General features: G+C 71.1%; 30 protein-coding genes, 1 tRNA gene and 1 pseudogene. 21 read left to right on the plus strand and 11 right to left on the minus strand.

Features of this window, described 5'->3' with window-relative positions:
• Nucleotides 1–54 precede the first annotated feature (54 nt).
• The 6 genes from AB1673_06435 (at nt 55) to AB1673_06460 (ending at nt 3,484) form a co-directional block, all read left to right on the plus strand.
• Entirely contained in the window at nt 55–387 is a 333-nt protein-coding gene (locus tag AB1673_06435) for a hypothetical protein (protein MEW6153612.1), read from the plus strand.
• 223 nt (nt 388–610) lie between these two features.
• A complete protein-coding gene (locus tag AB1673_06440) occupies nt 611–1,111 on the plus strand; it encodes a DUF3566 domain-containing protein (GenBank protein MEW6153613.1) in 501 nt (166 codons plus the stop codon).
• Complete coding sequence (locus tag AB1673_06445; protein MEW6153614.1) at nt 1,104–2,285, plus strand: DUF2188 domain-containing protein; 1,182 nt, start codon at nt 1,104–1,106, stop codon at nt 2,283–2,285. Before AB1673_06440 ends, AB1673_06445 begins: the two co-directional genes overlap by 8 nt.
• A 7-nt stretch (nt 2,286–2,292) precedes the next feature.
• Nucleotides 2,293–2,820, plus strand: coding sequence for a hypothetical protein (locus AB1673_06450; protein ID MEW6153615.1), 528 nt, complete (start codon nt 2,293–2,295; stop codon nt 2,818–2,820).
• A 56-nt stretch (nt 2,821–2,876) separates the two neighbouring features.
• Nucleotides 2,877–3,245: a hypothetical protein gene (locus AB1673_06455; GenBank protein ID MEW6153616.1), complete on the plus strand. Its 369-nt coding sequence runs from the start codon at nt 2,877–2,879 to the stop codon at nt 3,243–3,245.
• Nucleotides 3,236–3,484, plus strand: coding sequence for an ArsB/NhaD family transporter (locus AB1673_06460; GenBank protein MEW6153617.1), 249 nt, complete (start codon nt 3,236–3,238; stop codon nt 3,482–3,484). The genes AB1673_06455 and AB1673_06460 overlap by 10 nt, the downstream gene beginning before the upstream one ends.
• An 18-nt stretch (nt 3,485–3,502) precedes the next feature.
• Here the strand turns inward: AB1673_06460 and AB1673_06465 are convergent, their stop codons facing one another.
• A complete protein-coding gene (locus AB1673_06465; GenBank protein MEW6153618.1) occupies nt 3,503–4,222 on the minus strand; it encodes a Clp protease N-terminal domain-containing protein in 720 nt (239 codons plus the stop codon).
• Nucleotides 4,223–4,327: 105 nt separating this feature from the next.
• Between AB1673_06465 and AB1673_06470 the strand changes: the two genes are divergently transcribed.
• Nucleotides 4,328–5,266 carry a sulfite exporter TauE/SafE family protein gene (locus AB1673_06470; GenBank protein ID MEW6153619.1) on the plus strand — a complete coding sequence of 313 codons (939 nt, stop codon included), beginning with the start codon at nt 4,328–4,330 and terminating at the stop codon, nt 5,264–5,266.
• Nucleotides 5,267–5,522: 256 nt separating this feature from the next.
• Nucleotides 5,523–5,987: a hypothetical protein gene (locus AB1673_06475; protein MEW6153620.1), complete on the plus strand. Its 465-nt coding sequence runs from the start codon at nt 5,523–5,525 to the stop codon at nt 5,985–5,987.
• A 15-nt stretch (nt 5,988–6,002) separates the two neighbouring features.
• On the opposite strand, the gene AB1673_06480 is transcribed toward AB1673_06475, so the two are convergent.
• Both AB1673_06480 and AB1673_06485 read right to left on the minus strand, forming a co-directional pair.
• Complete coding sequence (locus AB1673_06480) at nt 6,003–6,104, minus strand: hypothetical protein (GenBank protein ID MEW6153621.1); 102 nt, start codon at nt 6,102–6,104, stop codon at nt 6,003–6,005.
• Nucleotides 6,105–6,189: 85 nt separating this feature from the next.
• Nucleotides 6,190–6,585: a nuclear transport factor 2 family protein gene (locus tag AB1673_06485; protein ID MEW6153622.1), complete on the minus strand. Its 396-nt coding sequence runs from the start codon at nt 6,583–6,585 to the stop codon at nt 6,190–6,192.
• A 400-nt stretch (nt 6,586–6,985) separates the two neighbouring features.
• Here AB1673_06485 and AB1673_06490 point away from each other — a divergent pair, with 400 nt between their 5' ends.
• Nucleotides 6,986–7,366, plus strand: coding sequence for an ester cyclase (locus AB1673_06490; GenBank protein MEW6153623.1), 381 nt, complete (start codon nt 6,986–6,988; stop codon nt 7,364–7,366).
• Nucleotides 7,367–7,465: 99 nt separating this feature from the next.
• Here AB1673_06490 and AB1673_06495 read toward each other — a convergent pair.
• Nucleotides 7,466–7,690: pseudogene (locus AB1673_06495) on the minus strand (tyrosine-type recombinase/integrase).
• Nucleotides 7,691–7,784: 94 nt separating this feature from the next.
• Here AB1673_06495 and AB1673_06500 point away from each other — a divergent pair.
• On the plus strand, nt 7,785–8,057 hold the full coding sequence (locus AB1673_06500) for a type II toxin-antitoxin system Phd/YefM family antitoxin (protein ID MEW6153624.1): 273 nt from the start codon (nt 7,785–7,787) through the stop codon (nt 8,055–8,057).
• Nucleotides 8,050–8,325 carry a type II toxin-antitoxin system RelE/ParE family toxin gene (locus tag AB1673_06505; GenBank protein ID MEW6153625.1) on the plus strand — a complete coding sequence of 92 codons (276 nt, stop codon included), beginning with the start codon at nt 8,050–8,052 and terminating at the stop codon, nt 8,323–8,325. Before AB1673_06500 ends, AB1673_06505 begins: the two co-directional genes overlap by 8 nt.
• A gap of 591 nt (nt 8,326–8,916) precedes the next feature.
• On the opposite strand, the gene AB1673_06510 is transcribed toward AB1673_06505, so the two are convergent.
• On the minus strand, nt 8,917–9,231 hold the full coding sequence (locus tag AB1673_06510; GenBank protein ID MEW6153626.1) for a hypothetical protein: 315 nt from the start codon (nt 9,229–9,231) through the stop codon (nt 8,917–8,919).
• 242 nt (nt 9,232–9,473) lie between these two features.
• Here AB1673_06510 and AB1673_06515 point away from each other — a divergent pair, with 242 nt between their 5' ends.
• The 5 genes from AB1673_06515 to AB1673_06535 all read left to right on the plus strand — a co-directional run bounded on the left by AB1673_06515 (nt 9,474) and on the right by AB1673_06535 (nt 13,814).
• Entirely contained in the window at nt 9,474–9,893 is a 420-nt protein-coding gene (locus tag AB1673_06515) for a helix-turn-helix domain-containing protein (GenBank protein ID MEW6153627.1), read from the plus strand.
• 746 nt (nt 9,894–10,639) lie between these two features.
• Nucleotides 10,640–11,332, plus strand: a complete 693-nt coding sequence (locus AB1673_06520) for a DUF433 domain-containing protein (GenBank protein MEW6153628.1) — start codon at nt 10,640–10,642, stop codon at nt 11,330–11,332.
• A 6-nt stretch (nt 11,333–11,338) separates the two neighbouring features.
• Entirely contained in the window at nt 11,339–11,737 is a 399-nt protein-coding gene (locus AB1673_06525; GenBank protein ID MEW6153629.1) for a hypothetical protein, read from the plus strand.
• A gap of 324 nt (nt 11,738–12,061) precedes the next feature.
• A complete protein-coding gene (locus AB1673_06530) occupies nt 12,062–12,346 on the plus strand; it encodes a hypothetical protein (protein ID MEW6153630.1) in 285 nt (94 codons plus the stop codon).
• Between the two features lie 658 nt (nt 12,347–13,004).
• The gene (locus tag AB1673_06535) at nt 13,005–13,814 is read left to right on the plus strand and encodes a hypothetical protein (GenBank protein ID MEW6153631.1); all 810 of its coding nucleotides are present in this window, start codon (nt 13,005–13,007) and stop codon (nt 13,812–13,814) included.
• A gap of 32 nt (nt 13,815–13,846) precedes the next feature.
• On the opposite strand, the gene AB1673_06540 is transcribed toward AB1673_06535, so the two are convergent.
• On the minus strand, nt 13,847–14,032 hold the full coding sequence (locus tag AB1673_06540) for a hypothetical protein (GenBank protein ID MEW6153632.1): 186 nt from the start codon (nt 14,030–14,032) through the stop codon (nt 13,847–13,849).
• Between the two features lie 314 nt (nt 14,033–14,346).
• Here AB1673_06540 and AB1673_06545 point away from each other — a divergent pair.
• Nucleotides 14,347–14,423: transfer RNA gene (locus tag AB1673_06545), tRNA-Ile, on the plus strand.
• A gap of 141 nt (nt 14,424–14,564) precedes the next feature.
• The gene (locus tag AB1673_06550; GenBank protein ID MEW6153633.1) at nt 14,565–15,587 is read left to right on the plus strand and encodes a Gfo/Idh/MocA family oxidoreductase; all 1,023 of its coding nucleotides are present in this window, start codon (nt 14,565–14,567) and stop codon (nt 15,585–15,587) included.
• A 157-nt stretch (nt 15,588–15,744) separates the two neighbouring features.
• On the opposite strand, the gene AB1673_06555 is transcribed toward AB1673_06550, so the two are convergent.
• A complete protein-coding gene (locus AB1673_06555; protein MEW6153634.1) occupies nt 15,745–16,578 on the minus strand; it encodes a DNA-formamidopyrimidine glycosylase family protein in 834 nt (277 codons plus the stop codon).
• Nucleotides 16,579–16,698: 120 nt separating this feature from the next.
• Between AB1673_06555 and AB1673_06560 the strand changes: the two genes are divergently transcribed.
• Nucleotides 16,699–17,427: a hypothetical protein gene (locus AB1673_06560; protein ID MEW6153635.1), complete on the plus strand. Its 729-nt coding sequence runs from the start codon at nt 16,699–16,701 to the stop codon at nt 17,425–17,427.
• A 29-nt stretch (nt 17,428–17,456) separates the two neighbouring features.
• Here AB1673_06560 and AB1673_06565 read toward each other — a convergent pair whose 3' ends face one another.
• The 4 genes from AB1673_06565 to AB1673_06580 form a co-directional block, all read right to left on the minus strand.
• A complete protein-coding gene (locus tag AB1673_06565) occupies nt 17,457–18,458 on the minus strand; it encodes an NAD-dependent epimerase/dehydratase family protein (GenBank protein ID MEW6153636.1) in 1,002 nt (333 codons plus the stop codon).
• A 71-nt stretch (nt 18,459–18,529) separates the two neighbouring features.
• Nucleotides 18,530–19,294 (minus strand): HAD family hydrolase, encoded by a 765-nt coding sequence (locus AB1673_06570; GenBank protein ID MEW6153637.1) that lies wholly within the window; start codon nt 19,292–19,294, stop codon nt 18,530–18,532.
• A gap of 24 nt (nt 19,295–19,318) precedes the next feature.
• Nucleotides 19,319–21,304 (minus strand): copper resistance protein CopC, encoded by a 1,986-nt coding sequence (locus tag AB1673_06575; protein ID MEW6153638.1) that lies wholly within the window; start codon nt 21,302–21,304, stop codon nt 19,319–19,321.
• On the minus strand, nt 21,301–22,056 hold the full coding sequence (locus tag AB1673_06580; protein MEW6153639.1) for a hypothetical protein: 756 nt from the start codon (nt 22,054–22,056) through the stop codon (nt 21,301–21,303). The genes AB1673_06575 and AB1673_06580 overlap by 4 nt, the downstream gene beginning before the upstream one ends.
• Before the next feature lie 133 nt (nt 22,057–22,189).
• Between AB1673_06580 and AB1673_06585 the strand changes: the two genes are divergently transcribed.
• Both AB1673_06585 and AB1673_06590 read left to right on the plus strand, forming a co-directional pair.
• On the plus strand, nt 22,190–22,759 hold the full coding sequence (locus AB1673_06585; protein MEW6153640.1) for a hypothetical protein: 570 nt from the start codon (nt 22,190–22,192) through the stop codon (nt 22,757–22,759).
• Between the two features lie 30 nt (nt 22,760–22,789).
• Nucleotides 22,790–24,502: a sialidase family protein gene (locus AB1673_06590; GenBank protein MEW6153641.1), complete on the plus strand. Its 1,713-nt coding sequence runs from the start codon at nt 22,790–22,792 to the stop codon at nt 24,500–24,502.
• The last annotated feature ends 161 nt before the right edge of the window (nt 24,503–24,663 follow it).

The following is a 24,663-nucleotide window of genomic DNA, read 5'->3' on the forward strand; positions in this document are numbered from 1 at the left end:
CGGGCACGGCGGTCCCTTCCCCCTGAGTTCTTCTCACGGAGGAAAGGCGCGCCCGTGCACTTATCACGACGCAACCAGAGGGGCTCGGTGCTGCCCCTGGTGGCCCTGGCCATGGTGATGGCCGGGGGAGGTGCCCTGCTGCTCGGCCGGGTGGGCGAGGCAGCAGTGGCCCGGGCCACGGCCCGCACGGCGGCCGACGCCGCCGCCCTAGCTGGTGCGGCCGAGGGGGAAGCGGCCGCCCATGAGGTGGCCCAGGCCAACGGAGCGTCGGTGGTCCGCTACGAGACCGTCGGTCCAGACACCCGGGTCACGGTCCGGGTCGGGCCGGCCGAGGCCGTGGGCCGCGCCCGCCGCGGCGAGGCCGGCGCGGCCGGCGGCCCACCCTGATCCAACCGCGGTTGGTTCGATCCGTCGGTGATCGGGTATCGACGGGGCCGTGGCCCTGATCGAGCCCGAGCAAGGCGCGGCACCTCGAAGCCCGGCCCTCCCAGCCGGGCCCAGCCCTCCCGCCACGGGTGGGCCGCCGAGCGACGGTAGTCTGCGCCCGAACGACGAACAGGACCGGCGCGGCACCCGGGTGGTCTCCGGGGGGCCCGCGCGAAGGAGTCCCATGCCCCAGGGACGGCGAAGCCGGCTCACCATCCGAAGAGTCGACCCGTGGACGATCCTGAAGTTCTCCGTGCTGCTGTACGCCAGCATGTACTTCGTGATCATCGTGGCCGGCCTCGTACTGTGGGCCGCGGCCACCGGTAGCGGGGTGCGGGGCAACATCGAGAGCTTCATCGGCGAGCTGATCGCTTCTGAGGACTTCTCGTTCAACCCTGACCAGATCCTACGGTCGTCGGTGATCGGCGGGGCCATCCTGGTCGTACTCGGCAGCCTGGCCAACGTCCTCATGGCCGTCCTCTACAACCTCATCAGTGACGTGGTCGGGGGCATCGGCATCAGCGTCGAAGAGCGCCCCCCCCGGCGACGCAGCCTGAGCCGCCGGCCGCGACCACGACCGGTGGCCGGCAACCACCAGGGCGACGGCGCCCCCAGGGCGCGCCCCCCCCAGCGCCCGGCCCCCACCTCCCGACCACCCGGAGGCCAAGCTGACCTGGGTGGTTGAGCCCAACGCCGTCGGCGGGTGGGATGTCCACCCCGAGGCCCAGTCCACACGCCACAGCCGCCATCCCAGCCGCGACGAAGCCGTCGAGGCGGCGCGCGCCCTGGGGGGAGACGTCGTCGTCCGGGGCCTACGGGGCGAGGTGCTGGCCCGCCACCGGTCGCCCGCCGAAGGCCCCGGTCCCGAGGCCGTGGCCGCCGGTCGGCCCGGGCCGGCGGGCCCACCGCCGGGCGGGAGCCCCCGGCCCGGTATGCGCATCGGCCAACTGCTGGCCCTGAGCGACCAGACCGACGAGACGGGCCGGCTGCTGCTCGAGGACTCGGCCCCCGAACCAGCGGTCCGCAAGGCCAAGCGGGCGGGCATCGCCATGGAGACCGTCCCCGCGCCTTACCAGGACACCCCGTCACGCCTGGGCGGGCCCATGAACGTGTCGGCCTACGAGGCCTTGCGCCACGACGTCGGCGCCATCCTCGACGGGTTCGCCTGGCTGGCCGAACAGCACCGCGCCAAGGAGCCCCAGGCGGCGGGCGCCCCCCGCCGCCTGTTCGTGACCAGCTATCTGGGTGTCAGCTTGGCCCACGTGCTCTTCCACCGAGCGCACAACCCCGTGCCTGCCCACGGGGCCCTGCCCGCTTTCGTGGCTTCGATCTTCAAGGCCAGCCGGGGCGTCTTCTCGTTCTCGGTCCAGCTCGAGAACGACCTGGGGCCCGACAAGGAGATGACGGCCGCCGACGTCATGGCCTACGCCGAGGAGCGCCGCCAGCTCGTGCGTCCCGAGACGGGCCGGGTGTGCGCCGCCCCCACCAGGCTGATCGAACGTACCATCGAGGCCGTGCTGACCGGGGTAGGCGCCGACCCGGCCCGCTCGACCCTGCCCGACCTGGTCGACTTCGAGATGCTCTGGGAGTTCTACCGGCTCCAGGACTCGGTGGGGGAGGTCTTGAGCACCTACCGGGTCGTGCTCAACCAGGTGGCAACCCCCGAGCTGATGTCCGACCCCAACCGCCTGTTGCGCACGGTCGTGCCTGCCGGTCCGGCCCAAGGTCGCAAGTTCGGCGACTTCACCCAGTCGGTCCTGGCCCACGTGAACGACGCCCAAGCTGGCCTCAACCGGGCCCTGGGCCGGGCCGGCAACGCCCGCCCCATCAACCTGGCCGACCTCATGGGGATGCTCTGACCGGCCGGTGAAGGGGCGGGCACCTATCGGCTTCTGGGCCCACCAACTGGTGGAATACCTGCTGGGCTTCATGCTCCTGTCGCTGGCCATCCGCCTGACCGGCCCGGCCGTGGTTCCCACCATCGTGGGTGGGCTGCTCCTGGTCAGCCTGGCGGCCTCGACCGACGGCCCCCTGGGGGCCCTGCGCCTGGTGGGACGAAAGCTGCACCGGCGCCTCGACGTGGCCGTGGCCGTGGCCTTGGCCGCCAGCCCCCTCGTGTTCGGCTTCGGCAACGTCATGCTGGTGGCCGTGGCCGAGGGTATGGCCCTGGCCATGGTCGTGCTCGTGCGGCGGACGACCTACTTCGCCCCGTCCCGTAGGCAGCGCCGGGCCGAGGCCCGGGCCGTGGGCGGGGCCGACCTGGCCGACCGGGCCATCGACGCGGCCACCAGGGCAGCCACCGCTCGGGCGCGGGCCGCGGGCGAGGTCCTGGGCCGGGTGGCGCGCGACGGTCCCACCCGCTTGGGCCGGTTCGTGGGGCGCCACCGCCGCTGACCACCCCCGCCCCCGCCCCCTGACCTTCGTCCGACGCCGGCACTCGGTGGTGTGCTATGACGGCGGTGCACTGGGAGGGCGGGATGGGCAAGGTAGTCGTCGGGGACGGTGTGAGGACCGAGCGCCGGGGCGCTGCCGACTTGGCTGCGTCGTTCGCTCTGGCTTACGCGGTGGGCGCCGGCCTCATGCTGGCCCTGCTGCACAACGCCGGGATGTGGTCGGTGGTGGCGTACACCCGGCTGCTCGACCTGGCCATCACGGCCGGCGTCGTCCAGTTGCACGACGCCCAACCCGGGATCATCGAAGGTGTCCCCGAGCTGGAGCTGTTCCAGAAGTCCCAAGAACCAATCGACACCGGCCTGGCCCTGGTGGGTGCGGTTTCCGCCCTGGGTCGGCGGTGCTCAACAACCACCCGATGGCACTGATCAACCTGCTCAGCCTCGAGGCCGCGGGCGGGGAGGACAGCTTGCTGCTGGCCGCCCTGGTGGGGGGCGACCTCGGCCCCCGGCTCCTGCCCATCGGGTCGTTGGCCGGTCTGCTGTGGGTCGAGCTCCTGCGCCGGGGCGGCGTGAGGGTGCCCCTGCGGCGGTTCGTTTCGGTCGGCGCGATGGTCACGGCCCCCGCCCTGGTGGCCTCGCTGGCGGTGTTGTCGGTCACCACCTGAGGCGGGGGCGGTGGGCAGTCAGCCGAGCCTGGCCAGCTCGGCGACCACGAGCCTCTCGACGGTCGTAGGGTCGAGGCCGGCGGCGGCCAAGGGGCCGTCGGGGGGACCGGTCTCGAGCAGGGCCAGCAGGATGTGCTCGGTACCGACGTAGTTGTGGCCGAGGCGCAGGGCTTGGCGGATGGTGACCTCCAGGGCCTTGCGAGCGTCAGGGCCGTAGGGGACGAGGGCCGGCGGGTCGGCGGCCCGGGGGGCCAAGGCGGCGGTGGCCGCCTCCCGGAGGGCGTCGAGGCCCACCCCGGCGGCGACGATGGCCTTGGCCGCCACGGCTTGCGGCTCGCTGAGCAGGCCGAGCACGAGGTGGGCCGCGCCGACCAGGTCGTTGCCGGCCGCCTGGGCCTCGTTGTGGGCGGCCATGACCACGTTGCGGGCCCGGGGCGTGAACCTGCTGAAGTCGCCGTTGGACGCGAGGTCGTCGGCATCGCCCGGGCCCTTGGGGACGAACCGCTTACGGGCCGCCTGCTTGGTGACCCCCATGGCCCGGCCGATCTCGGTCCACGAGGCGCCCGACCGCCGGGCTTGGTCCACGAAATGGCCGATGAGGTGGTCGGCCAGCTCGCCCAAGTGGTCGGCGGCCACCACCGCACTGGTGAGCTGCTGGAGCTCGTCGTCGTGGACCTTGCGGATGGCATCTATCAGGTCGTCGAGGCGGACGTTGCCCGGGAGAGTGGGGTTGGCCATGGCGACAACTCTAGGTTGTCGAACGGACCTAGACAACCAGAAGTTGTCGAAACCCCCTCTTGTCGACCGGATTAGTGGACAACAAGCTATATTCCAACTAACCTGGTGGATATTAACGAACTAGTCGTCGTGTTCATCGCCGGGTTCCTGGCCTCGCTGGTCGACGGCGCCCTGGGCATGGGCTTCGGGCCGACGTCGTCGAGCATCCTGCTGGGCGGCGGATTGTCGCCCGCGGCCGTGTCGACGACGGTCAACCTGGCCAAGGTGGCCACCGGCCTGAGCGGGGCCATCGCCCACTGGCGCTTCGAGAACATCGACCACCGGCTCGTCGGCCGCCTGGCCCTGCCCGGCTGTGCCGGAGCCCTGATCGGGGTCACGGTCCTGGCCAGCGTCGACGGCGACACCCTCAAGCCGGTGCTGTCCTGCTTGCTGCTGGTGATGGCCGCCCGCATCCTCCTGCGCTTCAGCCTGCCCCTGCCGGCCCGAGCCCCGCGCCAGCCCGGGCGGGGCGCCGACGGCGGTGGCGACGAGGGTGGTACCGACCAAGACGGTGCCGCCGAAGAGGCCGCGCTGCGGCACTACGACGACAGAGGCACCGCCGCGGTGGCCGCCGTCGGGGGCGTCACCAACGGCCTGGTGGGCGCGTGGGGACCGGTCGTGACCCCGTTCCTGCTACACCGGGGCCTCACGCCCCGCTTCGCTATCGGCTCGGTGAACACCGCCGAGGTGGCCGTGGCCGTCGTGGCCTCGGGGTCCCTGCTGGCGTCCATCGGCGGTGGCGGGGTCGACTTCGGCATCGTCCTGGCCATGCTGGCCGGCGGGGTGCTGGCCGCGCCGCTGGCCGCCTGGGTGGTCCGCTTCCTGCCCGCCCGGGCCCTGGGGGTGGCTGTCGGCGGCCTCCTGCTGTTCACCAACCTCCGCCAACTGGCATCGACCGCCGGAATCGGCCCCGCCCGCTGGGGGGCCTACGCCTTGGTCGTGGGGGTCTGTGTGCTGGCCGCCCTCCGCCCCCGCCTACGGGCCCGCTCCCCCCTGGCAACCTGACGGCTCGGCCCGGTTGAAACAGCCCGTGGCTGCAACAGCCGTCAACCCGGCTCCAGGTAGGCAACCCCGCTGCTCGGCCGCGTCGGCCCGGTACGGCGGCTTGGCTGTCTAACCTGGCCCGGTGGACGACCCCCCGAGGCTGGACGCGTTCGAGGTCACCGCCCGCGCCCGCTCGGCCTACGGCCCCGACGGTCGGCTGGCATTGCCCAAGGTGGCGTTCTAGCCGATCTGTCCCTTCGAGACCGCCACCCTGCAGGTGCGCCACATCGAGGACCCGGTGCTGCCGGAGCCGCCCCGCCACGGTGAGGACGCCGACGACTGCGGGCACTGCCGTACCCCGGACGAGGAGTTCGTCTGGACCGACGACCGGTGGCGGGTAGCAATGCCAGAACAGCCCATGGCGCTGCCGAACGTCTGGCTCCACTCCCGTGCACACCTCGACTTCGACGACCTGACCGACGAGCTGGCGGCCGAGCTGGGCGTGCTGATCGCACGTGCTCACCGGGCCCTGTCGGGGATCGACGGTGTGGGGCGGGTCCATCTCAACCGCTGGGGCGACGGCGGGGCGCACCTGCACGTCCTTCTCGTCGCCCGGCCCGAAGGCATGGTGCAGTTGAGGGGGATCTACCTCATGACCTGGATATACGCCCTGCCGCCACTGCCGGCTGAACAGTGGCGATCGATGCGGGCACACGTAGCCGCCCGGCTGGGCTCCACCTGAACGCTCAGCGCCGGGCTAGCCCGAGCGAGGACCGGCCATGGACCGCCGGGGTTCGGGGCTCGCCCCGCCTGCCGGGACGCGCCACCGTTCGGCACCGGTGCGGGCGTCCAACGCCACCGCCTCTCTCGCTGAGCGCGCTTACCTTGCGCCGCGTATGTGCCGTTGTCGGGCGCCGACGGCAGGACCGGACCCTCCCCTGAGGCTAGGACGTGAACCCGATCAGGCCGTCCACTGCGGCTTGGTCGACCGGCAGGTACCACATCTCGGAGATCTTGCCGTCGCGGAAGTGGAATACAAAGACCTCGTTGAACTCTCGCGTCTCCCCGTCGCGTACGGACTTTCCTCGTTGAAGGGTGATCCCATGCTCGTCGTCAGCGAGGTATGCGTGGTTCTGGAAGGTGTACTCGCCCATCGCCTCGAGGAAGCGTCCGAATAAGCCCTGTAGCTGATCGAGGCCCGCGTAGTCGCCAGCCAGCCGGCTGCTGCCAGTCACATGCACGACGACATCCTCGGTGTAGTGCGAGAAGAATCCCTCGATGTCGCCGCTCTCCATGGCCTCGTCTGCCCGCCGCAGAACCTCGGTGTTCGGATGTGCCATCGCTCCTCCTCCCTTCGACCGGCGGGCCCCCGCACGCCGGCGTTGTAAGGCTACGCCGTTCCTCGCGCCAAGGGACCCTGAAGGGGCTGCTGTGCTAGTAGCCGCACAAGGCAACAGGAGCGATCGTCGACGGCCTTCTCACGTGCACCAATCGTGCCGCAATCGTGCGATTCGGAGAGCAACGGAAACCAGGATCGCTACTGCATCGCGAGATCCCCAAACGGAGGACGCCCTTGTCGACAGCCTCTCAATGCAGGGCGGAGGCCTCCGCAGGTTGCGAGTTGCGCTGCGGTCTGCTGGTAGCGTCTCTTACCGGGTCGGCTGCCTGAAGTGGGAAGCCGCGTGCAAGCGGGAGGTCTGGACAATGGGTGTCCGGGACAACCAAGAGCTCGTCCGACAGATGTTCGAGAAGGCGATCAACGAACGGGACCCGTCAGTGTTCGAGTCCTTCATCGCCGCCCGTTATGTAAACCACGACATGCCTGCGCCGGAGCCGGGCCCCGAAGGGTTGAAGTCAGTGATGGGCGGCTTCTTCGCCGCATTCCCCGACATGAAGATCGTTGTGGAACAGACCATCGGCGAGGGAGACATCGTGTGTACGCGAGGCCATTTCATCGGAACGCACGACGGGGAGTTCATGGGCATTCCCGCAACCGGCAAGAAGGTTCACGTGAAGTACATGGACATGTGGCGTATCGACGAAGGCAAGGCCGTCGAGAACTGGGTGCGACTTGATATGTTGGGGTTGATGCAGCAGCTCGGTGCCGTTCCGGGCCCATAGACCGGGGGGACTTCCTGCCGCGGCCCACGCCCGGGCCAGCGCTCTGCCATCAAGGCTGGCGTGACCGTCGAGAGAGCCACGTCCACGGTCGTAGCTCATCGTCGTGCGGGGATCGACGTGTGAGGCGGCCTCCTGCACGTCGCGCCGCGGCACCCCGGTATCCGGAGCGGCTGTGATGAAGCCGTGGCGCAAGCAGTGGGGGCTGATCCTCTTGGCGATGCCAGCCAGGTGGGTGAGGCGCTTGACCGTTCGATCCGCGGCGTAGCGGTCCATCCGGCCTCCATTGTCCCCGATGAAGATCGGTCTGGTTGCTCGCTCGTCGATCTACCGGATGGCTCGCGAGGTTCGGGGGGCGAGAGGGATCGTGACGTGCTTGCCACCCTTTGGCAGGATCTTGACGGTGACTAGAATTAGGGTCATGTCTGAGACGCTATCCCTGGCTCATATCAAGGCCCACCTCTCCGAGATCGTCGACCGAGTGGAAGGCACCCACGAGCGGGTGGTGCTCACGCGCAACGGCCGCCCTGCTGCGATCATCATGAGCCCGGCAGACCTCGCGGCCCTGGAGGACACGCTGGACCTGCTCTCGGATCCCCATGCCGTGGCGGAGATCCAGGCCGCACGCGAAGATGTGGCCGCGGGCCGCGTCGTGGGGGCCGCCGACCTTCGTAACAGGTACCTGGGTGGGTGAGGGCACCTACGAGCTGGTCGTTGCCGCGACAGCGGAGCGATCCCTCGCCCGCCTGCCTGAAGCCGTCGCCGCGGCGGTCGTGGAGTTCATGCTCGGTCCGCTCACCGAGAACCCACGGAGAGTCGGCCATCCCCTGCAGCGCGAATTCGCCAGGTTGTGGGCAGGGCGGCGCGGCCCCTACGGGGTTGTGTACGAGGTCGACGACGACGCTATGACCGTGACCATCCTGCGGATCGACCACCGAGCCGACGTGTACCGGCCTACCTGAAGGTTTCGCGTTACCTGAGCGCGCCACCGGTGCCGAAGTCGGGCGGTGCTGACCGCCCCGCTGGTCACGCGGTCCTGAGTGTCCCACCTACCCGGCGGTCAGGGGACACCTGGTCCTGTATGCCGTGCTCGTTGTTCGGGGCGCCTCTCCGAAGCGCGAGTCGATGGGCGAGACCGTGGTTGAGGCCCTGTGGCGAGGTGACCACCGTCCGAGGCGCCAGCACATCCAGGGCTGCCTCGATTCGATTCCGGCGCTTTCGAAGTTAGCCTCGCAGGCGCTGGGGAGCTGGCCCGCATCTTCATCGTGTCTGGCAACGGGGCGGACCATTCAGTCGAGTAGGTCACGTGGCGTTCCACCGTTCGCCCGAAGGCGGTGATGCTGTAGCACCGCAAGTCCGGCACCTCCGTCATGATCTCGCCGCAGAGTTCCAGGCACTCGTTGCAGATGATCTCGCCCGTTTGGCTCGCCACCAGCTGTCGACGTGGTGCCCGAGGCCGACGAAACAGTTCGTGCCCGAACGACGCCGGCGACCCCGGAGGGTAGGGCGGCGCCGAGTGCCGGCCCGTCGTTCGGGCTCAGCTGACGGACGCGCTACCGGTCGCCGCCGCGACGCGTCGGGGCGTCGCCGGTCACGGCCGCGGTTTCCGTCAGACTGAGAAGGATGTGTTCGAGTTCCACTTGACGGGCGCGGAGCTTGTCGGCTCGCTTGCCTTCTTGGATCGCCGCCAGGGCGTCCAGGATCGCGGCTTCGGCGAGCTCCCGCTCGTGCAGGGCCACCGCCGGGCCCAACTCGGCCAGCTTGGCCTTCACCCGGTCGATCATGGCCTCGAGAGACGCTCGAGCGTAGGCGTCCAGTGCCACGGCACCGACTTCCTTGGCCCGGTTCGGGTTTGCGCGGCTCACCATCGCTGCACCTCCGCTGTATCGGATGGCCCCGAAGTGGGGCGCGGACGCTCGTCCTTGACGGCACCCTCGCGCTCGAGGCTCTGACCGGCATCCCGGGATCGCGTAGTGGATTAGGGGGGCGCCTCCCGCTGGCGACCGGCCCCGCGAGTACCGATCGGTTCGCCAGCCATCTCGCGTTCGCGGCACACGAAGGGGATCGGCACGTCCCGCTCGGGAGCCGCCGGTAGTGTCCCGCTTCAGCGATGACGTCCAATCCGATCGAGGAGACCGAGCCTACGTGGGTCGACGTCGATGACGCGGCCAGGTTCGCCGGCGTCAGCCGCTCGACGATACTGAGAGCCTGTTCAACCAGAGGCATTCCGGTTCGGGAGGACGGCCGTCGACGCTTAGTCCCTCTTGAGCGCGTGTTGATTGCAACCGCCGGCAAGGAGGTGGAGGCCCTGCGCAGACGACTCGCCGCCGCGGCCAGCCTCCCTGACGCGCCAGCGGCGGTCAGAGAGTGGGGCGATGGCGTGCTCGCGTTCGTCGAACCCCTGATCGACCGCCTGCTGGCAGCCGAGGCCCGTGCTGCGGTAGCGGAAGCCAAGCTCGCCCTCCTTGAGCAGGAGAAGCGACCGCTGACCCCCACCAAGGGCAAGGCGAACGGGACAACCGACCGATAACCCACTTCGTGTCGGAGATACCGCCGGACAACGCCGTGTGCCCGACCGAGATCTACCGGCACCTTCTGGTCGGACTCAGGTCAGTCCCGGTCGGTCACCAGGACGACACGACGGGCTCCGCTCTTCCAGAGCTCGGCGTGGAACGGGAGTTGTCCAGGCGCACCGGTAGCCGGTTTCCAGTTCGGCTCGTCGTGGAAGTTTGGGGCCAACTCCTCGCGCCAGACTTTCTGCCGCTCATCTGGAGCGAGCCAGCGAAGCGGTCGCGAAGCGTGCGAGACCGCATCCTGGATGTCGGGGTCCACTACAAGGGGGACACCGCCCATACGGTTCCTGCGGCGGTGACGTCCGAAGAGTGGGTACGGGTTCAGTACGAATACCGCCCGACCCCCCTGTAGGAGGAGGCGCCCGGGGCACGCCCACGCATAACGTCCCTCAGCGCTGATCCCGCTCGCGCACTCCGGCCGCACTTCGCCTCGTGGCACCAGACCGAGAAGAGGCGTAGGTGGGTGGCGTAGTTCCTTCGGGTGCGCCCGCAGTACCCGCCCGAGGAACCCGGCGACGGCGATTGCTCCGTCCGCAAGGGATCTCCGACGAGGACGACGGCTGTAGTCGTGGACAAGACTGCACTCCTTTCGATGAATCCGGTCCAGAGGAGGACCGGCATCGAGGAGCACACCACGGAGCCCGGCGGTTTCGTCCGGCGCCGATGCCCACGCCCGTCGCCTCCCGTCGGGCATGATGCGGCAGTGACGAAGCGCTCCACCTCAATCCTCGAACGCCCGGTCTACGGCGTTTCGGAGGCCGCTGGCCTCCTCGGCCTGCGCGCTGACCGGGCTCGGGCGTGGCTCGACGGCTACGAGCGCCAAGGATTTCGATACCCGCCTGTGATTCGCACGGAGCCGACAGGCGAGGACGTCGTGACCTGGGGAGAGTTCGTCGAGCTGGGCTACCTCCGCGAGTACCGGCGCAAGGGCGTGCCCCTCCAGAGGCTCCGCCCGGTGATTGACGAGCTGCGTCGCGAGTTCGCTACTCCCTATCCGCTGGCCACGGCGAAGCCCTACGTCCTCGGCAAGGAGCTCGTGCTCGAACTCCAAGAGAAGAACGGCATCCCACCGGCGATTGCCATCGTGATCCGCTCCGGTCAACAGATCCTGCTGGCACAGGACGCCCAGCGATTCTTCAAGAAGGTCGAGTTCGACCCGCCCGGCCGAGGCGACGTGCGTCGGCTGCACCCCGCCGGGCTGGCATCGCCCGTCGTCATCGATCCTCTCGTGCGGTTCGGCCGTCCGTCAGTGCAGGGCGTCGCCACTGAGCGACTCTGGGAGCTCTTCGACGCCGGAGAATCGATCGAGGAGATCGCCGACGGCTACGAGATGCCCACCGAGCAGATAGCGGCAGCGGTCGCCTACGAGGAGCAGCTGCGTTCGCTGGCGGCATAGCCGGCGATGCCCGCCAGGTTCTTCGTTGATGAGAACGACCTGGCGTTGGGCAAGGAACTCGCCGAGCTGCACGGCAACGTCGTCTTCCCCGGCCATCCCGACCTGCCCGAGGTGCCGAGGCAGAGCCTTGACGACGAGTGGCTGGGGGTGGTCGGCACCGAGGAGCTCGTCGTCATCACCCGTGACCAGCGAATCCGTTATCGGCCGGTCGAAAGGCGGATGTGGGTCGAACATCGGGTGCGGGGCTTCGTCCTGACGGGGACGGCAAGCCAGTCGACCGCCGACAGCCTCAGTCTGCTGGAGCAGTGCTGGGCGAAGATGGCCACAATCGTGGACGCGAAGCCTGTTGGCCCGTGGATGTACGCCGTCACGCGAGCCGGGCTGCGAGCCATCCTGCTCGCCTGACCCCTCGGGACCTTCGCCGCGCGACTCGCCCAGACCGGATCGACCACTCCGCTGCGAGCGCATTTCCTCGCGCCCCGGGCGTGTCGTAGTCGGGCGGTCGGGCTGGCGGCGAGCCGGTCACCGGGGTACGGCGAGTGGGCGACGTTATGTGCGCCTTGTGGCCCGTGCGGCCGGCGTAGAGCCGTCGATCGGTCGCGCGCCTGCCGGTCGAAGGTCGACTCGCTGGGCCCGCCCGAGAATCCAAGTTCTGCGCTGTCAGTTCGGCGCCGAACGAGATCGACCAGTCCGCGGCGGGCCCCGCTCGATACCGGGCATACTGCGTGCGTGGCTGGCGACGGTAGCGGCCGACTCTCGGTCAGGCGCCTGGGGCTCGAGATCCTCGCGGTCTCGGCTGGCCTGGTCATCGCATGGGCCGTGACTAGCTCGCTCTGGGTCGCCTTCGGAACGTTGCCGATGGTTGTGAGCGGCTCGAGTGTCGCCCTCATCGGCGTGATCATCTTCCGAAGGCGGCTCTATGGGTTAGGAACCGGCCTGGTCGCTGGCGCTCTCGTCTGCGGCGCCGTGTTCGTGATGCTTTCGTTCCTGATGCCGGCTGCCGGCGTCGACTGACTTTCCGACATTCTGCGCTTGATCGATGAACGCGAGCGGTCGCGAGAGCGGGCAGTCTGATCGCCCTGGAGGCGCTGGCCGGGGTTCGACGACCAGCGCGGGCCTTGCCCTACGAGCGCCTGAGGAACTCGCAACGTGTACTTGGTGATCATCGTGGACGAGAAGAACGAGACCGTCCACGGCCATCACCTACGCGATCTCAACAGGGCTTACGGCCTCACATGACCCCGGTCGCGGGGTGATCTGCACGCCTCCCGACGCTCGCTGACGGTACGAGCGGGCATCGGATCGCCTCCCGGGCATCGTCCTCGCTCCGACCGTCCGTCGATTTGGCACCCGCTTTTCTCGTCCCGAGGTCAACTCGTCCAGGTTTCAGCCGTGCGGGTAGTCGGGCAGCCCCGACGAGTCGAGCTCGGTGCGTAGCTGACGGATGAACCGCACGGCGAAGGAACGGCCGGCCTCCGCCCGGAGACGCGCCGAACCGGTCGCCTGCCCAGCGCGTAATCGGGACGACCTCGCCATCAGCGAGCGATTCGGGGAGCGGCGGAGGCCCGTGATCGAGCACCCACTCGCTCCAGTCGCTCATCCACTCCCACTCGAACGACGGAGGCTGCACGCCGACCATCATCCCCGGCCTGGCACCCTGGTAGCAGTGGGGGTGGAAGCGATCGCACTCAAGGCGCTCATCCGGGGCAGCGTCGACGCCGCGGTGAAGTCGTCATTCGCACCGAGCGAAGCGAAGGCGCTGGCCCTCGACGCCCACGACAGCGTTGCCGCCGTACTCGTCGTCCGCCGTCGTCGTGACGATGCTTGGATCGTTGATGTCGTGACGTTTGTTGAGGAGGACGGCACGTGGACCGACGTCGGATCCGGAGGAGGGACCTGGGGTGATCTGCCACTCGACCGCGATCCACGTGCTGCGCCGTCGTTGGGACCGGTTTCGATAGGCTGGTCCGTGGTCGGTGACGATGGGCTGGTCACCGTCGGCGGGTTGGTGATCGGCGCGGTCGACTCGGTGGAAGTCGCCGTCGGTGATCAGACTCGCCGTGTTGCTATCCGGCCCGACTCAGCAGGGTTCGTCGTCGCCATTGCCGCGCCCGACGATCAAGACATGGAAGCCATCGACGTCCGTGCGATCGATCGCAACGGCGCCGTCGTCCACAGTTCGGCCGCTTGGCGGGTGGAACGAGAAGTAGCCCGGCCCGGCGTGAGCGTTGCGGACGCTCTTCGGCTCCCGAACGGAACCACAGCGACCGTCCGAGGTGTGCTGCTTGCCGTGCCCGGCCAGGGACCACTGTTGTGCGACGACGTAGATCCGGGTCCGCCGCCGCGATGTCGGGGGGCGGCCCTTCAGCTCGACACGACCGCTCCGCTGCCACCGACCACGATGGAAGGCGGCGCGATCTCAGCCTTCATGGTGGTGGTGTCGGGAGTCGTGCACGACGGAGTTCTGACGCCAGCCGAATAGGGTCCGTGTGGCCCAGGAGAAGTTGACCAGGCCTACTTGTGCTGCACGGCTGGCTGCATGTCGACCAACGGGTGGACATGGGCGATGGCACGCCCGTGCTGGGTGAGCCCGGCCCACTGGACCGCACCGGCAGTCCCGACGACGATGTGGGCCTCGTTGGTGCCGTTCTCGATGATGATCCCGTACTCGCGTCCTTGGGCGTAAGGGCCCGCGTTCACGGGGTTGCCGTGCTGGCCGACGAACGTCGTGACCGGGTCGGGTGCGTTACCGGGGACCGGGTCGAGGGCGTTGAGGGTGTTCAGCTGGCCAGCAGCCAGGTCCTCGAGAAAGCGGACGAGGTGGTCGAGGGATGAAGGACTGCGATTGCGTTCGCTGGGAGCGGTTGGCGGCCCGTAGACTCAGTTCCGATGAGGCAACCAGCTCCCGCGCAGCCGAAGTCTACGGCTACAGTTATGGGCTGTACTAGCGCTGTGCTTGGGCTCCAGGGGCCTTTCCGGAGGCATCGAAAGTGCCTCTGACCAGCATGTTTGCTGGGGCTATAGCTCAGTCGGTTAGAGCGCATCCCTGATAAGGATGAGGTCGCAAGTTCGATTCTTGCTAGCCCCACCATGAGCACGATTCGTCGAGGCCTGCTGGCTGTTGGCCTGGCCAGCATCGTGGCCGCCGTCTTGAGGCTGCGCGGGCCCTCGGGGGTCCCGCCCCAGCGAGGCGGCTGGCGGGAGCTGTCCGGCACGGAGCTGAAGTAGGCCAGTGCGCGCCGTAGTGGTGGGCTCCGGCACGGTCGGGGCCCGGGCCGGGCGCCAGCTGCTGTTCCTGGGCCACCTCGACGACGTGGTGGTGGTCGACGCCTACCCTGCGAGGGCGGCGGCCGTGGCCGAGTCGTTCGGACGTCCGGCCCGAGCGGTCGACGGCAACGGCCTGGCCTCGCTGGAACCGGGTGACGTGGCCCTGCTGGCAACCCCCAACAACCACCGGGCCCTGGCCGAGGAGGCCCTCGAGCGGGGGGCGCACGTCGTGTCGGTGGGCGACGGCCCCGACGACGTACGCGCCCTGCTGGCTCTTGACGCGGCCGCCCGCGCCCAGGGCCTCAACGTGGTCGTCGGCGCCGGCTTCGCACCCGGGCTGACGTGCGTCCTGGCTGCCCTGGCCGCCCGGGCCTTCGAGCGCGTGGTCGAGATCAGGGTGGCCAAGGTGGGCACGGGCGGGCCGGCCTGCGGGCGCCAGCAGCAGGCCGCCCTCAAAGGCGAGGCCCTCGACTGGCGCGACGGCCAGTGGCACGGGCGCCGGGCCGGTTCGGGACGTGAGCAGTGCTGGTTCCCCGACCCGGTGCGGGGGATCGACTGCTACCGGGCCTCCCTGGCCGACGCCGTGCTGCTCCACCATGCGTTCCCCGAGGCCGAGAGGGTGTCGGCCCGCCTCGGGGCCAGCCGCCGCGACCGGCTGGCGGCCCACCTGCCGCTGCGGCCCAAGGTCGACCCCGAGGGCGAGCTCGGCGCCGTGCGCGTCGAGGTCAGGGGCGCCCAGGGCGTAGCCCTCGACGACCGGGTGCTGGGGGCGGTCGACCGCCCGGCTGTGGCCGCCGGAGCGGTGGCCGCCATGGCCGCCCGCTGGGCCCTCGACGGCCGCCTGTCCGGTCCCGGGGCGTCGGGCCTGGCCGGCCTCGTCGAGCCCGGCCCTTTCCTGGCCGCCCTGGCCGAACGGGGCGTCAAGGTGGCTGTGTTCGAGGGCAGCGAGCACGGCAACGGCAACCCCCTGCCCTCCCCGTCCGCCTGACCGCTCCCCGTCGGCGGGCCCGTCGCCCGCGGCCCGCGCCCGGCCCCCTCCCGCCGCCCGTCGCCCGCCGCCCGCTCCCCGTCGCCCGTCGCCCGGCCCCCCTGCCCGTCGCCCGCTGCCCGTCGCCTGACCGGTCGGCTCCGGCCGCCGGTCCAGATCAGCGCACGAGGCGTGAGAGCCGGCGGTCGGCCAGCACCTTGCCGCCGGTCTGGCAGGCCGGGCAGTAGGTGACCTCGTAGGACTCGTAGGACACCCGCCGCAGGCCCTCCCCGCAGCGGGGGCAGGGAGTGCCGTGGCGGCCGTGGACCACCCAGTGGTCGCCGACTTTGGTGGGCAGGCCGCCCGTGCGGCGCCGTTCGGCGGCCAGCCCATCGGCCAGCACGGCCCGCAGGGATTCAAGCAGGGCATCGCGCTGGCCGGGCGTCAGGCTGCGCAGGCTGTCGTAGGGGGAGAGGCCGGCCCGGTGGAGGGTGTCGTCGGTGTAGCCCCGCCCCACCCCGGCGACAGTCCGCTGGTCCCGCAGGATGGTGTGCACCCGGCGGGAGTCCTCGCTGGCCCGAACGAAGTCGGCGAACTCGTCCGACAGTGGTTCGGGCCCGAGCCGGGCCAAGGGGCCTTCGTCCCCCTCGGCCAGCACCCACCACCCCGCCTTGCGTTCGGTGCCGAACTCCTTGAGCAGCACCGAGGCCCGTCCTGCGAACCGCCAGCGCACGACCGCCCCTTTGGGCCGGGTCGTCTTGGGCGGGTCCTCGATGTCGACCCGCCCGCCTTGGGACAGGTGGAAGGCGATGCGGGGCCCGCCCAGCTCGAACAGGGCGAACTTGCCTCGCCGCCCCACTCCCGTCACCCGCCGGCCGACGAGGGACTCGGGCGGGGGCACGGCCGTCTTCAGGGCCGAGAACTGCAACGGCGCCGCCCCCGAATAGACCGCCCCGCCTACGGCCTCCTCCAACCTCTCGGCCATGGCCTGTACCTCGGGCAATTCGGGCACCCCCCGAGGGTAAACCGCCCTCAAGGTGGCGGGTGGCCGTGCCGACACCGCGGGGTACCGGCGCGCGGCGACGGTGGGTCCCTCGACGGCGGCCCGAACGAACAACGAGGAGACGACGCGATGGACGACCACCTGTCGAAACGACCCGGGCGCGCAGCCTCCTTGACCGCCGGCGTACTGGCCGCCGCCGTGCTACTGGCCGCCTGCGGGGGTGGCGGGGAGGCGGCCGCGCCCACCACGACGTCCACCACCGTGCCCCAGGTCGAACTGGACAAGCGCAAGGCCGAGCAGGCCGTGCTGGCTGCCGCCGACCTGCCCGGCTATACCGACGATGCCGACGAGGACGAGGACGAGGGCGAGGACCTTGCGGGCGCCTCGGAGTGCGTCAGTGCCAGCGCCCTGCTGGTGGTCCTAGGCGAGACCGGCGACCCCCGGGGTGCGTCCTCGCCCACCCGCAGCAGCGGCGTGCACAGCGTGTCGTCGAGCGTGTCCTTCGCCGCGACCGAGGACGAGGCCGTGGCCGCGCTGGCCGTCGTCGAGGACGAGGTCACTGCCACCTGCCTGGGCAACGCCCTGGTGGCCGACATGGGGGCCACCCCAGGCTTCACCAACCCGAGGCTGACCACGTCCCGCCTGCCGGCGGTGCCGGCCGGCGACCAGCAAGCGGGCTTCCGCATGGTGCTGCGGGCCACTGCCGCCGGCCAGGTCCTGACGTTCAACTTCGACCAGACCTTCGTACGAGTGGGCCGGGGCGTAGCCGTCGTCTTCACGTTCTCCGAGGGGGCCACCTTCCCGAACACCGAACGGTCCCGCCTCGTGACCGCCGTAGCCAGCCGCATGGCGGCCTGAGGATCGGCGCACCGGCCGGGGCCCGGCCGTCAGGCGAGCACGGAGCGGGGGACGAGGCCCTCGTCGGCCAACCAGGCGGCTGTGCGGGCCAGGGTCTCGGCTGCCGGACGGTAGCGCAGCCCCAGTTCGCGTTCGGCCCGCGACCCGTCGTAGCGGTGGCCGTGGAGCAGGGCGCGCAGCGACTCCCGGCAGACCAGCGGTGTGCGGTCCCGGGCCCGGGCCACTCCCTCGACCCCGGCCACCGCCACCTTGAGGGCGGCTGCCGGCACGAGGCGGGGAGGACGCACCCCGGGGGCCACCGCGGCCATGGCCGCCAGCAGTTCGTCACCGTCCAGCGAGCAGGCGTTGAGCAGGTAGCGCCTCCCCGCCACCCCGCGAGCCTCGGCCAGCAGGTGGCCCCGGGCGCAGTCGTCCACGTCGACCAGGCTGACGGTCGTCTCCACCCAGAACCGCAGCCGGCCCCGCAGGAAGGCCACCAGCACCTGGCCCGTACCCGTCGTCCGGCCCGGGCCCTGCACCGACGACGGGTTGACGTAGACGACGTCCACCCCCAGGGCCGCGGCCTCCCGGCGGACGGCCTGCTCGGCGTCCCACTTCGAGCGCTCGTACTCGGACAAGAACGTCCCCCGGTGCGCCGACTCCTCGTGGCCCAGGGCGCCGGTGGCCTCGCCGATGGTGACGGCCGACGACGTGTAGACCACTCGGCCCACCCCGGCGCGGGCCGCCGCAGCCACGCAGTTCACCGACCCGGCCATGTTCGTGTGGTGCATGGGCGACGGGTCGCGCAGGCAGAACTTGTTGACCCCGGCCACGTGGTAGACGGCGCCGCACCCCTGCATGGCCCGCTCCAGCGACGTCCCGTCGAGCACGTCACCCCGCACGGGCTCGGCCCCCGCGGCCACCAGTGCGGCCGCGGCCTGGTCCGAACGAGCCAGGCCTCTCACCTGCCGCCCGTCGGCCACCAGGTGACGGACCACGGCCGCTCCCACGATCCCGGTGCCTCCCGTGACCAGGACAGGGGGGCCGGGCATGGCCGAGCACGCTACCGCCGCACCCCGCCGCTACCGTGGCGGCCCACCTGGCCTGCGGCCCGGCCCGGCCGTCAGGTACGGGGCGATGAACCGCTGGCGGTGGCGCCGGGGTAGGGGCCGAGCAGGGGGGGAAGGTCGGCCAGTGCTCCGACGTGGGGGTGGTCGACGGCCCCGCAGAACCCGTGGGGGTCGACGTGTACCGGCTGCAGGCCGGCGTTGCGGGCCCCTTTGACGTCGAAGTGCACGGTGTCGCCCACGTAAAGGCACCGTTCGGCCGCGATCTCGAGGGCCTCGAGTGCGTACCCGAAGATGCGGGGGTCGGGTTTGGCCACCCCCACCCGGTGGGAGTCGACCACGATGGCCACCTGGGCGGACTGGCCGTCGACCGCGCAGATCTGGCGGGTCTCGAGCTGTTCCTCCATGTCGCCTCCGGCGTTGGAGACGACGGCCAGCGGGTAGCCGGCGGCCTGGAGGGCCAGAAGGGCCCCCACTGCCCCCGGCGCGGCCACCCAGGGCGTGGCCAGGTAGACGTCGCGCAGGCGGGGCCGCACGGCGTCGACGTGTTCGTCGCCCACCCCGAAGTAGGTCGCCATGGTGGCGTCCAGCCCGGTCCAGTCGGGCTCGTCGAACGTGTCGACGCCCTCCATGATGCGGTCGACCTCGCCCATCAGGCGGTAGTGGTTGCGGTTGCAGGTCGCGTCGTCGGGCACGTCAGCCACGTAGGGGCCGACGGCCGCCCGGATGGCCTCCTGGTCGGGCAGCAGCAGCACCCCCCCGGCGTCGAGCACCACAGCCTCGATGGGCCCGGTCCATTGCTGTCGTGCCTCGTCACCCACGAATGACCATTGTCGCCCAGCCACCTACCGGACCTGGATACGGAGGGGGACGAGGGCCACCGGCCGGCCCGGTTCAGCGACCACGATCGCCGCGGACCACGTTCCCGCCATGATGAACTTCATGTCGACGTCGTAGCGCCCGCCGGAGGCCTCCCGAGCCATGGCACTCACCCCCGGGTGCTCCATCTCGGGCATGTCGGCCGCGAAGCAGACCTGGGCCCCGGTCACGGGCCGGCCGTCGCGGCGCACGGCCAGGCGGAAGGTCGTGCCCTCCAGGCGGGGCGGGTCGGGCTCGGAGTCGACGGTGGCCGAGTACGCCGGGTCGGTCTCGCCTTCGGGGCAGGGGGCCCCGCTGCCCGCTCCCGAACGGCGGGTGTTGACCTCCATGGGCACTTCGACGGCGTCCGAGCCCGACTCGACCACGACGGTGACGGTCCAGATGCCGGCGATCGACAGGTCCCGCCCCGATCCTCGCCACCGCTGGTCGGCTGAGGCCTCGAGGTCGACAGCCGTGGGCGTCAGGTCGGGGTTGTCCTTGAGCTGGAAGCGCAGCGAGACCCGGTCGGCGCCCGCCGCCCGGCCGGTGTCGTAGTCGTCCACCTTTGCCTCGTAGCGGTTGAGCCCAGGCTGGCCGGGGGTGACCACCAGTTGGACACGGACCGTCGTGGCGAAGTCGCTCCCGGTCACGCTGATGGGAGCGGCGGCCGCGGCGGCCTCCTTCGATGCCGCGGCCACCAGGACCGACGGGGGGAAGCCGGCCATGACCGCGGTGGCGGCCAGCAGGGTGGCCCCCAACCCCACCTCGAGCCTCACGACCCGCCGGAAGCCGCCGGCGCCCCCCCCGGCAGCCGCCGGGACGTGGCGGAACCGCGCCCGTGCCCCCAGGGCCACGAGTACGGCGAAGAGGCCGAGCTTGACCAGCAGGGCCAAGCCGAAGTCGGTGTTGACCAGCCGGTCCCACGCCCCCACCTGGTTGAGGGCACGGGCCGTCCCCGAGACCACCACGAGGGCCAGGGCCCAGGCGGCCACCGTGGAGAAGCGGCGGGCCAGGCCCCGGCCCCGGCCCGGGTCGCCCCGGCGCATGGCGGCCAGGAGCCAGACGAGCCCGCCCACCCACACGCCCACCGACACCATGTGCGACCACTGGGCCCCGACCGTGAACCACCGGGCCGACGAGGCGTCGGCGTGGCCCGCCAGGGCACGGGCCAGCATCGCCGCGGCCGCCCCCACACCCACGGCCACCAGCGGTGCCCGGTCGCGGCGTACGGCGGACCACGCCACGGCCGCCCCCGCGGCCAGCACGGCTACCGCCTGCACAGTCAGCTTGTGGCCGGTGGCCGACGAGAGCAAGTTGCCCAGGCTGGTCTCGGCCGACGCCCGCTGGTCGGCGACGGACAGCCCCACGCCCACAACGGCCGCGAGCCACGAAGCGGCCAGGGAGCGCCGGGGCAGGGAAGCAACGTCGGCCGCGACAGCCACCCCCACCACCGCCGCCCCCAGCATCAGCACCACGCCCGCGTAGAAGAGCCACCGGCCGGCCACACCGACGGGGGTGGGCGCGGGGGTATCCATCAGGACCACTCCGGCTTCGCCCGGCAGGGGGGCGGGCACTCCCACGCCGAACCCGACCGAGCCCGCCGTCGTGTGCCCGTCGATGGACGAGGTCGTCCGCCACGTGACCGTGTAGGCGCCCTGGTCGAGGCCCTCGAGCGTCACTCGCAACTGGTAGGGCTGGTCGGGAACGGGCTCGGGCTTGCCGGCCCGCACCTCCTTGCCCGACGAGTCGAGCACCCGCACGGTGGTCAGGGCGAAGTCGGGTCTCTCGGTGAAGGCCAGGACCACCGAGCCCGGCGCCTCGGCCAGGCTCTCGCCGTCGGCCGGGTTGGAGGCCGCCAGCAGGGCGTGCCCCGACGCCGGGGCGCTGGCCAGTGCCATCCACAGGGCGGTCAGCAGCACGGCTGCCAGCGCGGCCGGCCCCCGCCCTCGGGGCCACCCCGCCCGGGCGGTCACGGTGTACGAGATCGCGCCGCGCCCGTGGCCCCCGCCCCGCGGCTGGCATCGTTGCCGGCCGCCGGACGGCCAGGCGGGGCCGTGCGAGAACGGCGGGCGGAGACAAGGGCGGCGCCGGCCGCCAACGCCCCCAGGCCGCCCAGGGCCAGGCCCGCGACAGCCAGGGCACGGGCACTGCGTACGCGATCGTCGGCGGCCGCCAGGGCAGCCTCGACCTCGTCGGCCCGGGCTTCCAGCCGCGGGACCTCGCGGTCGATCCGTGTCGCGATCTGGCCCGTCGAGGGGTCCCGGGCCGGGAAGTGGGTCTCGGTGGCGTCCACCACGTCGTCGAAGGTCGTGCTCGAGGAGGTGAACGACTCGTCGACGCTCTGGCCCCGGATGGTGCCGGTGAAGCGGAACGTGTAGCTCCCCGGCCGGGTGGGCGTCAGCCACGCCCGGTAGTCACCAGGCGTGCCCGAGGAGGTGCCGAAGTTGGGGACCATCGGCATGGTCACGCGGTCCTCGCCCTTGACCACCTCGACGTTGAGCGTGCCCGCCACGTCGGTAACCGCGGCCCCGCTGCCGGCCTCGGTGATCCGCACCTGCACGCTGTTGAGCAGGCCCGTGTAGGCCGGCTCCTGGCCCCAGCCCACCACCAACACGAAACCGCCCACCGCCTGCTGCTCGTGGGCGGCCACGGGGGCAGCCCCGACGGCGGCCCCCGCGGCCCCCAAACCCAGTGCCAGCGCAACCAGCGCGGCGCGACCCACCACTCGGTCAACCCTTCTCATGACACCCGGACGCCGACATCGTAGGCTGCTATCCACTTGCACATACTCGCGTTGCCGTAAGTTCATCTCATCGTTAGGATCGATCAACCTGTAAGGCTCGGGAAAGGGAACTGACTTGAAGCTGACACGTACGCGCGCGGTGGTGGGGATGCTCGCCGCAGTCGCGATTGCCGTACCCGCATCGTTTGCCTGGGCCTGCGTGGCCCCCGTCTCCATGACCATCGTCGGCAACCCGTCGGTGCAGCCAGGCGGCACTGTCACCGTGTTGCTGCGGGAGTACGCCCAGGGGGCACCGATCGAGGTGCGCCTCAACTCGCCCACGGGCCAGCTCCTGGCCACCCACCCGGCGCCCACCACCACCATGACCAGCTCGCACACCCTCGAGGTGCCCATCCCCGAGACCCTCCAGCTCGGCACCCACTTCCTGGTCTCGGTGCAGAACTACCACCACATGAACTCCGGCAACATCGGCCGGGCCACGATCTACGTGGGCACCCAGCCGCCTCTGCCCGCCGGCCCGGAGGCCCGCCCGTCGGCCCTCGAGGTCGGGTCCGGCCCCAGCGCGGCCACCCTCATCCTGGTCGGTCTCGGTGTGGCTGGCGCCATGCTGCTGCTGGCCGGTGTGTACACCGTCATCGCCGGTGGCAAGGGCCCCGAGCCCAAGCCCGAGCCGGTCAAGAAGTAGCCGACGGCCCCAAGCGACTCAGGAGACGAGATGAGAACTCGCAAGCTTTTCCGAGGCGCGCTGGCCGTCGTGGCCGGAGCCATGGTGGCGTCGACCACCGGCCCGGCCACCGCCCAGACCGCCATGACCTACCCCAAGGTCACGTTCGCCCAGCAGGACCAGCAGGTCGACCAGGTCCTGTCGGCCGTCAACATGACCCGCGACGCCGAGGCCCCGGCCCGGGGCTTCACCGGCCCCTCGGCCATGGCCGTCGACCCCAACAACCCCCGGGTCGTCGTGGCCGCCACTGCCGACCTGCGCAGCCGCATCTGCTACATGACGGTCTCGCGTGACGCCGGCCGCACGTGGAACTTCTCCAACGAGCTGCCCGGCTCGGAGGCCTACCCCTTCTGCACGAACCTCACTGCGGGCGTGCCCACGGTGCAGGTGAAGTTCGGGAGCAACGGGGTCATCTACTACGCCCGCCAGGCCTACGGTGACGGCGAAGGCCCGCGCGAGGGCAAGTCGAGCATCCTGCTGGCCCGCACTACCGACCTGGGTAACACGTGGCAGACGACCATGGTCGAGGACAACCGGGGCAAGACGGGCGAGACGGCCCCGTCGGCCAGCGGCGTGCATGGCCTGGCCGTCGACACCTCCGGGGCCCGCGACGTGGTCCACGTCGGCTACGTGCGTTCCCACCCGGACGCGCCCGCGGGGTCACCCCTACGCCGGCCCCATGTCATGGTGGCCACCTCGACCGACGGCGGCGACACCTTCGCCGAAGGGGTCAACCTGAACGCCACCTCCCAGGTCAACTTCACGATCGCCGGGCAGTCCGTGCCCCTGATCATGCGCACCGGCTTCGGGGCGCCGTTCATGTTCGCCCGCAACGGCACCCTGCTGGTGGTGGCCGGCCCCGAGTTCGAGCCCGGTACCGCTCCGACGGCCCCCGAGGACTCCGGTTCGGGAGGCGCCTCCGGTTCGTGGTTCCACTTCGCCCTGCCCCAGCTCATCGCCCGCTCCACCGACCAAGGCCAGACGTTCACGATCAACACCCTGAGCCCGCCCCGCTACGACGGCACGGGGGCCATGACCGGCCTGGGCTGGACGCCCCACGGCGGGCCCGAGGGCACGATCATCGCCGTGCACGCGGCCACGCCGCCCACCTCGCCGACCTCGGGAGTGGCCGATGTCGTTATGCAGCGGTCGACCGATGACGGGGTGACCTGGTCGGAGCCCCTGGCCGTGGGCGACGCCGCCCCCGACGAGTACACGACCAACTTCTACCCCAACCTGAGCGTGGCGCCCAACGGTCGGGTGGACGTCATCTGGCAGAGCAACCGGGGCCTGGCTGACAACAAGTTCTCGGTCGAGTACACGTACTCCACCGACGGGGGCGAGACGTGGGCGCCCAACATGACCGTCAGCGACCAGCCCCTCGACTTCAACTACGGCATCAGCTTCAACTCCGACCTCCGTTACGCGCCGGGGGTGGCCTCGACCAACCAGTACGCGGTCTTCGGTTGGGCCGAGGCCCGCCAGCCCGACGAGCTGAACCAGACCCAGGACGTGTACGGCACCTCGGCGCAGTTCGCCCCCCTGCCGGCCACGTCGAACACCACGGCCCCCATCCTGGCCGCCGCCTTCGGCGGTCTGGTCGTGGCCGGCCTCGTCCTGCTGCTGGCCATGCGCCTCCGTGGCGGGGGCGGGGGGTCGCCCCAGCCGGCAGCCGCCCGCCAGCAGGCGACCGCCGCCGGCTAGCCAGCATGCATTAGCGGTCAAGGGCACGCGCCAGGCGGGGCGCGTGCCCTTGGCGCGCCGGGATCAGGTCTCCAGCGCCGAACCCACGGCCACGAGCAGATGGTCGCGCCACGGCCGGGCCACCAGTCGCAGCCCGCCGGGCAGCCCGCCGACGTGGCCAC

Source organism: Actinomycetota bacterium, from assembly GCA_040754375.1.
Lineage (GTDB): Bacteria > Actinomycetota > Acidimicrobiia > Acidimicrobiales > AC-14 > JBFMCT01.

Coding starts and splice junctions, on each gene's coding strand:
- AB1673_06455 (MEW6153616.1), top strand. CDS start 2,877: ATGACGGCGGTGCACTGGGAGGGCGGGATGGGCAAGGTAGTCGTCGGG.
- AB1673_06440 (MEW6153613.1), top strand. CDS start 611: ATGCCCCAGGGACGGCGAAGCCGGCTCACCATCCGAAGAGTCGACCCG.
- AB1673_06560 (MEW6153635.1), top strand. CDS start 16,699: ATGGACGACCACCTGTCGAAACGACCCGGGCGCGCAGCCTCCTTGACC.
- AB1673_06465 (MEW6153618.1), bottom strand. CDS start 4,222: ATGGCCAACCCCACTCTCCCGGGCAACGTCCGCCTCGACGACCTGATA.
- AB1673_06565 (MEW6153636.1), bottom strand. CDS start 18,458: ATGCCCGGCCCCCCTGTCCTGGTCACGGGAGGCACCGGGATCGTGGGA.
- AB1673_06460 (MEW6153617.1), top strand. CDS start 3,236: ATGGCACTGATCAACCTGCTCAGCCTCGAGGCCGCGGGCGGGGAGGAC.
- AB1673_06510 (MEW6153626.1), bottom strand. CDS start 9,231: ATGGTGAGCCGCGCAAACCCGAACCGGGCCAAGGAAGTCGGTGCCGTG.
- AB1673_06500 (MEW6153624.1), top strand. CDS start 7,785: ATGTCTGAGACGCTATCCCTGGCTCATATCAAGGCCCACCTCTCCGAG.
- AB1673_06525 (MEW6153629.1), top strand. CDS start 11,339: ATGCCCGCCAGGTTCTTCGTTGATGAGAACGACCTGGCGTTGGGCAAG.
- AB1673_06590 (MEW6153641.1), top strand. CDS start 22,790: ATGAGAACTCGCAAGCTTTTCCGAGGCGCGCTGGCCGTCGTGGCCGGA.
- AB1673_06515 (MEW6153627.1), top strand. CDS start 9,474: ATGACGTCCAATCCGATCGAGGAGACCGAGCCTACGTGGGTCGACGTC.
- AB1673_06485 (MEW6153622.1), bottom strand. CDS start 6,585: ATGGCACATCCGAACACCGAGGTTCTGCGGCGGGCAGACGAGGCCATG.
- AB1673_06490 (MEW6153623.1), top strand. CDS start 6,986: ATGTTCGAGAAGGCGATCAACGAACGGGACCCGTCAGTGTTCGAGTCC.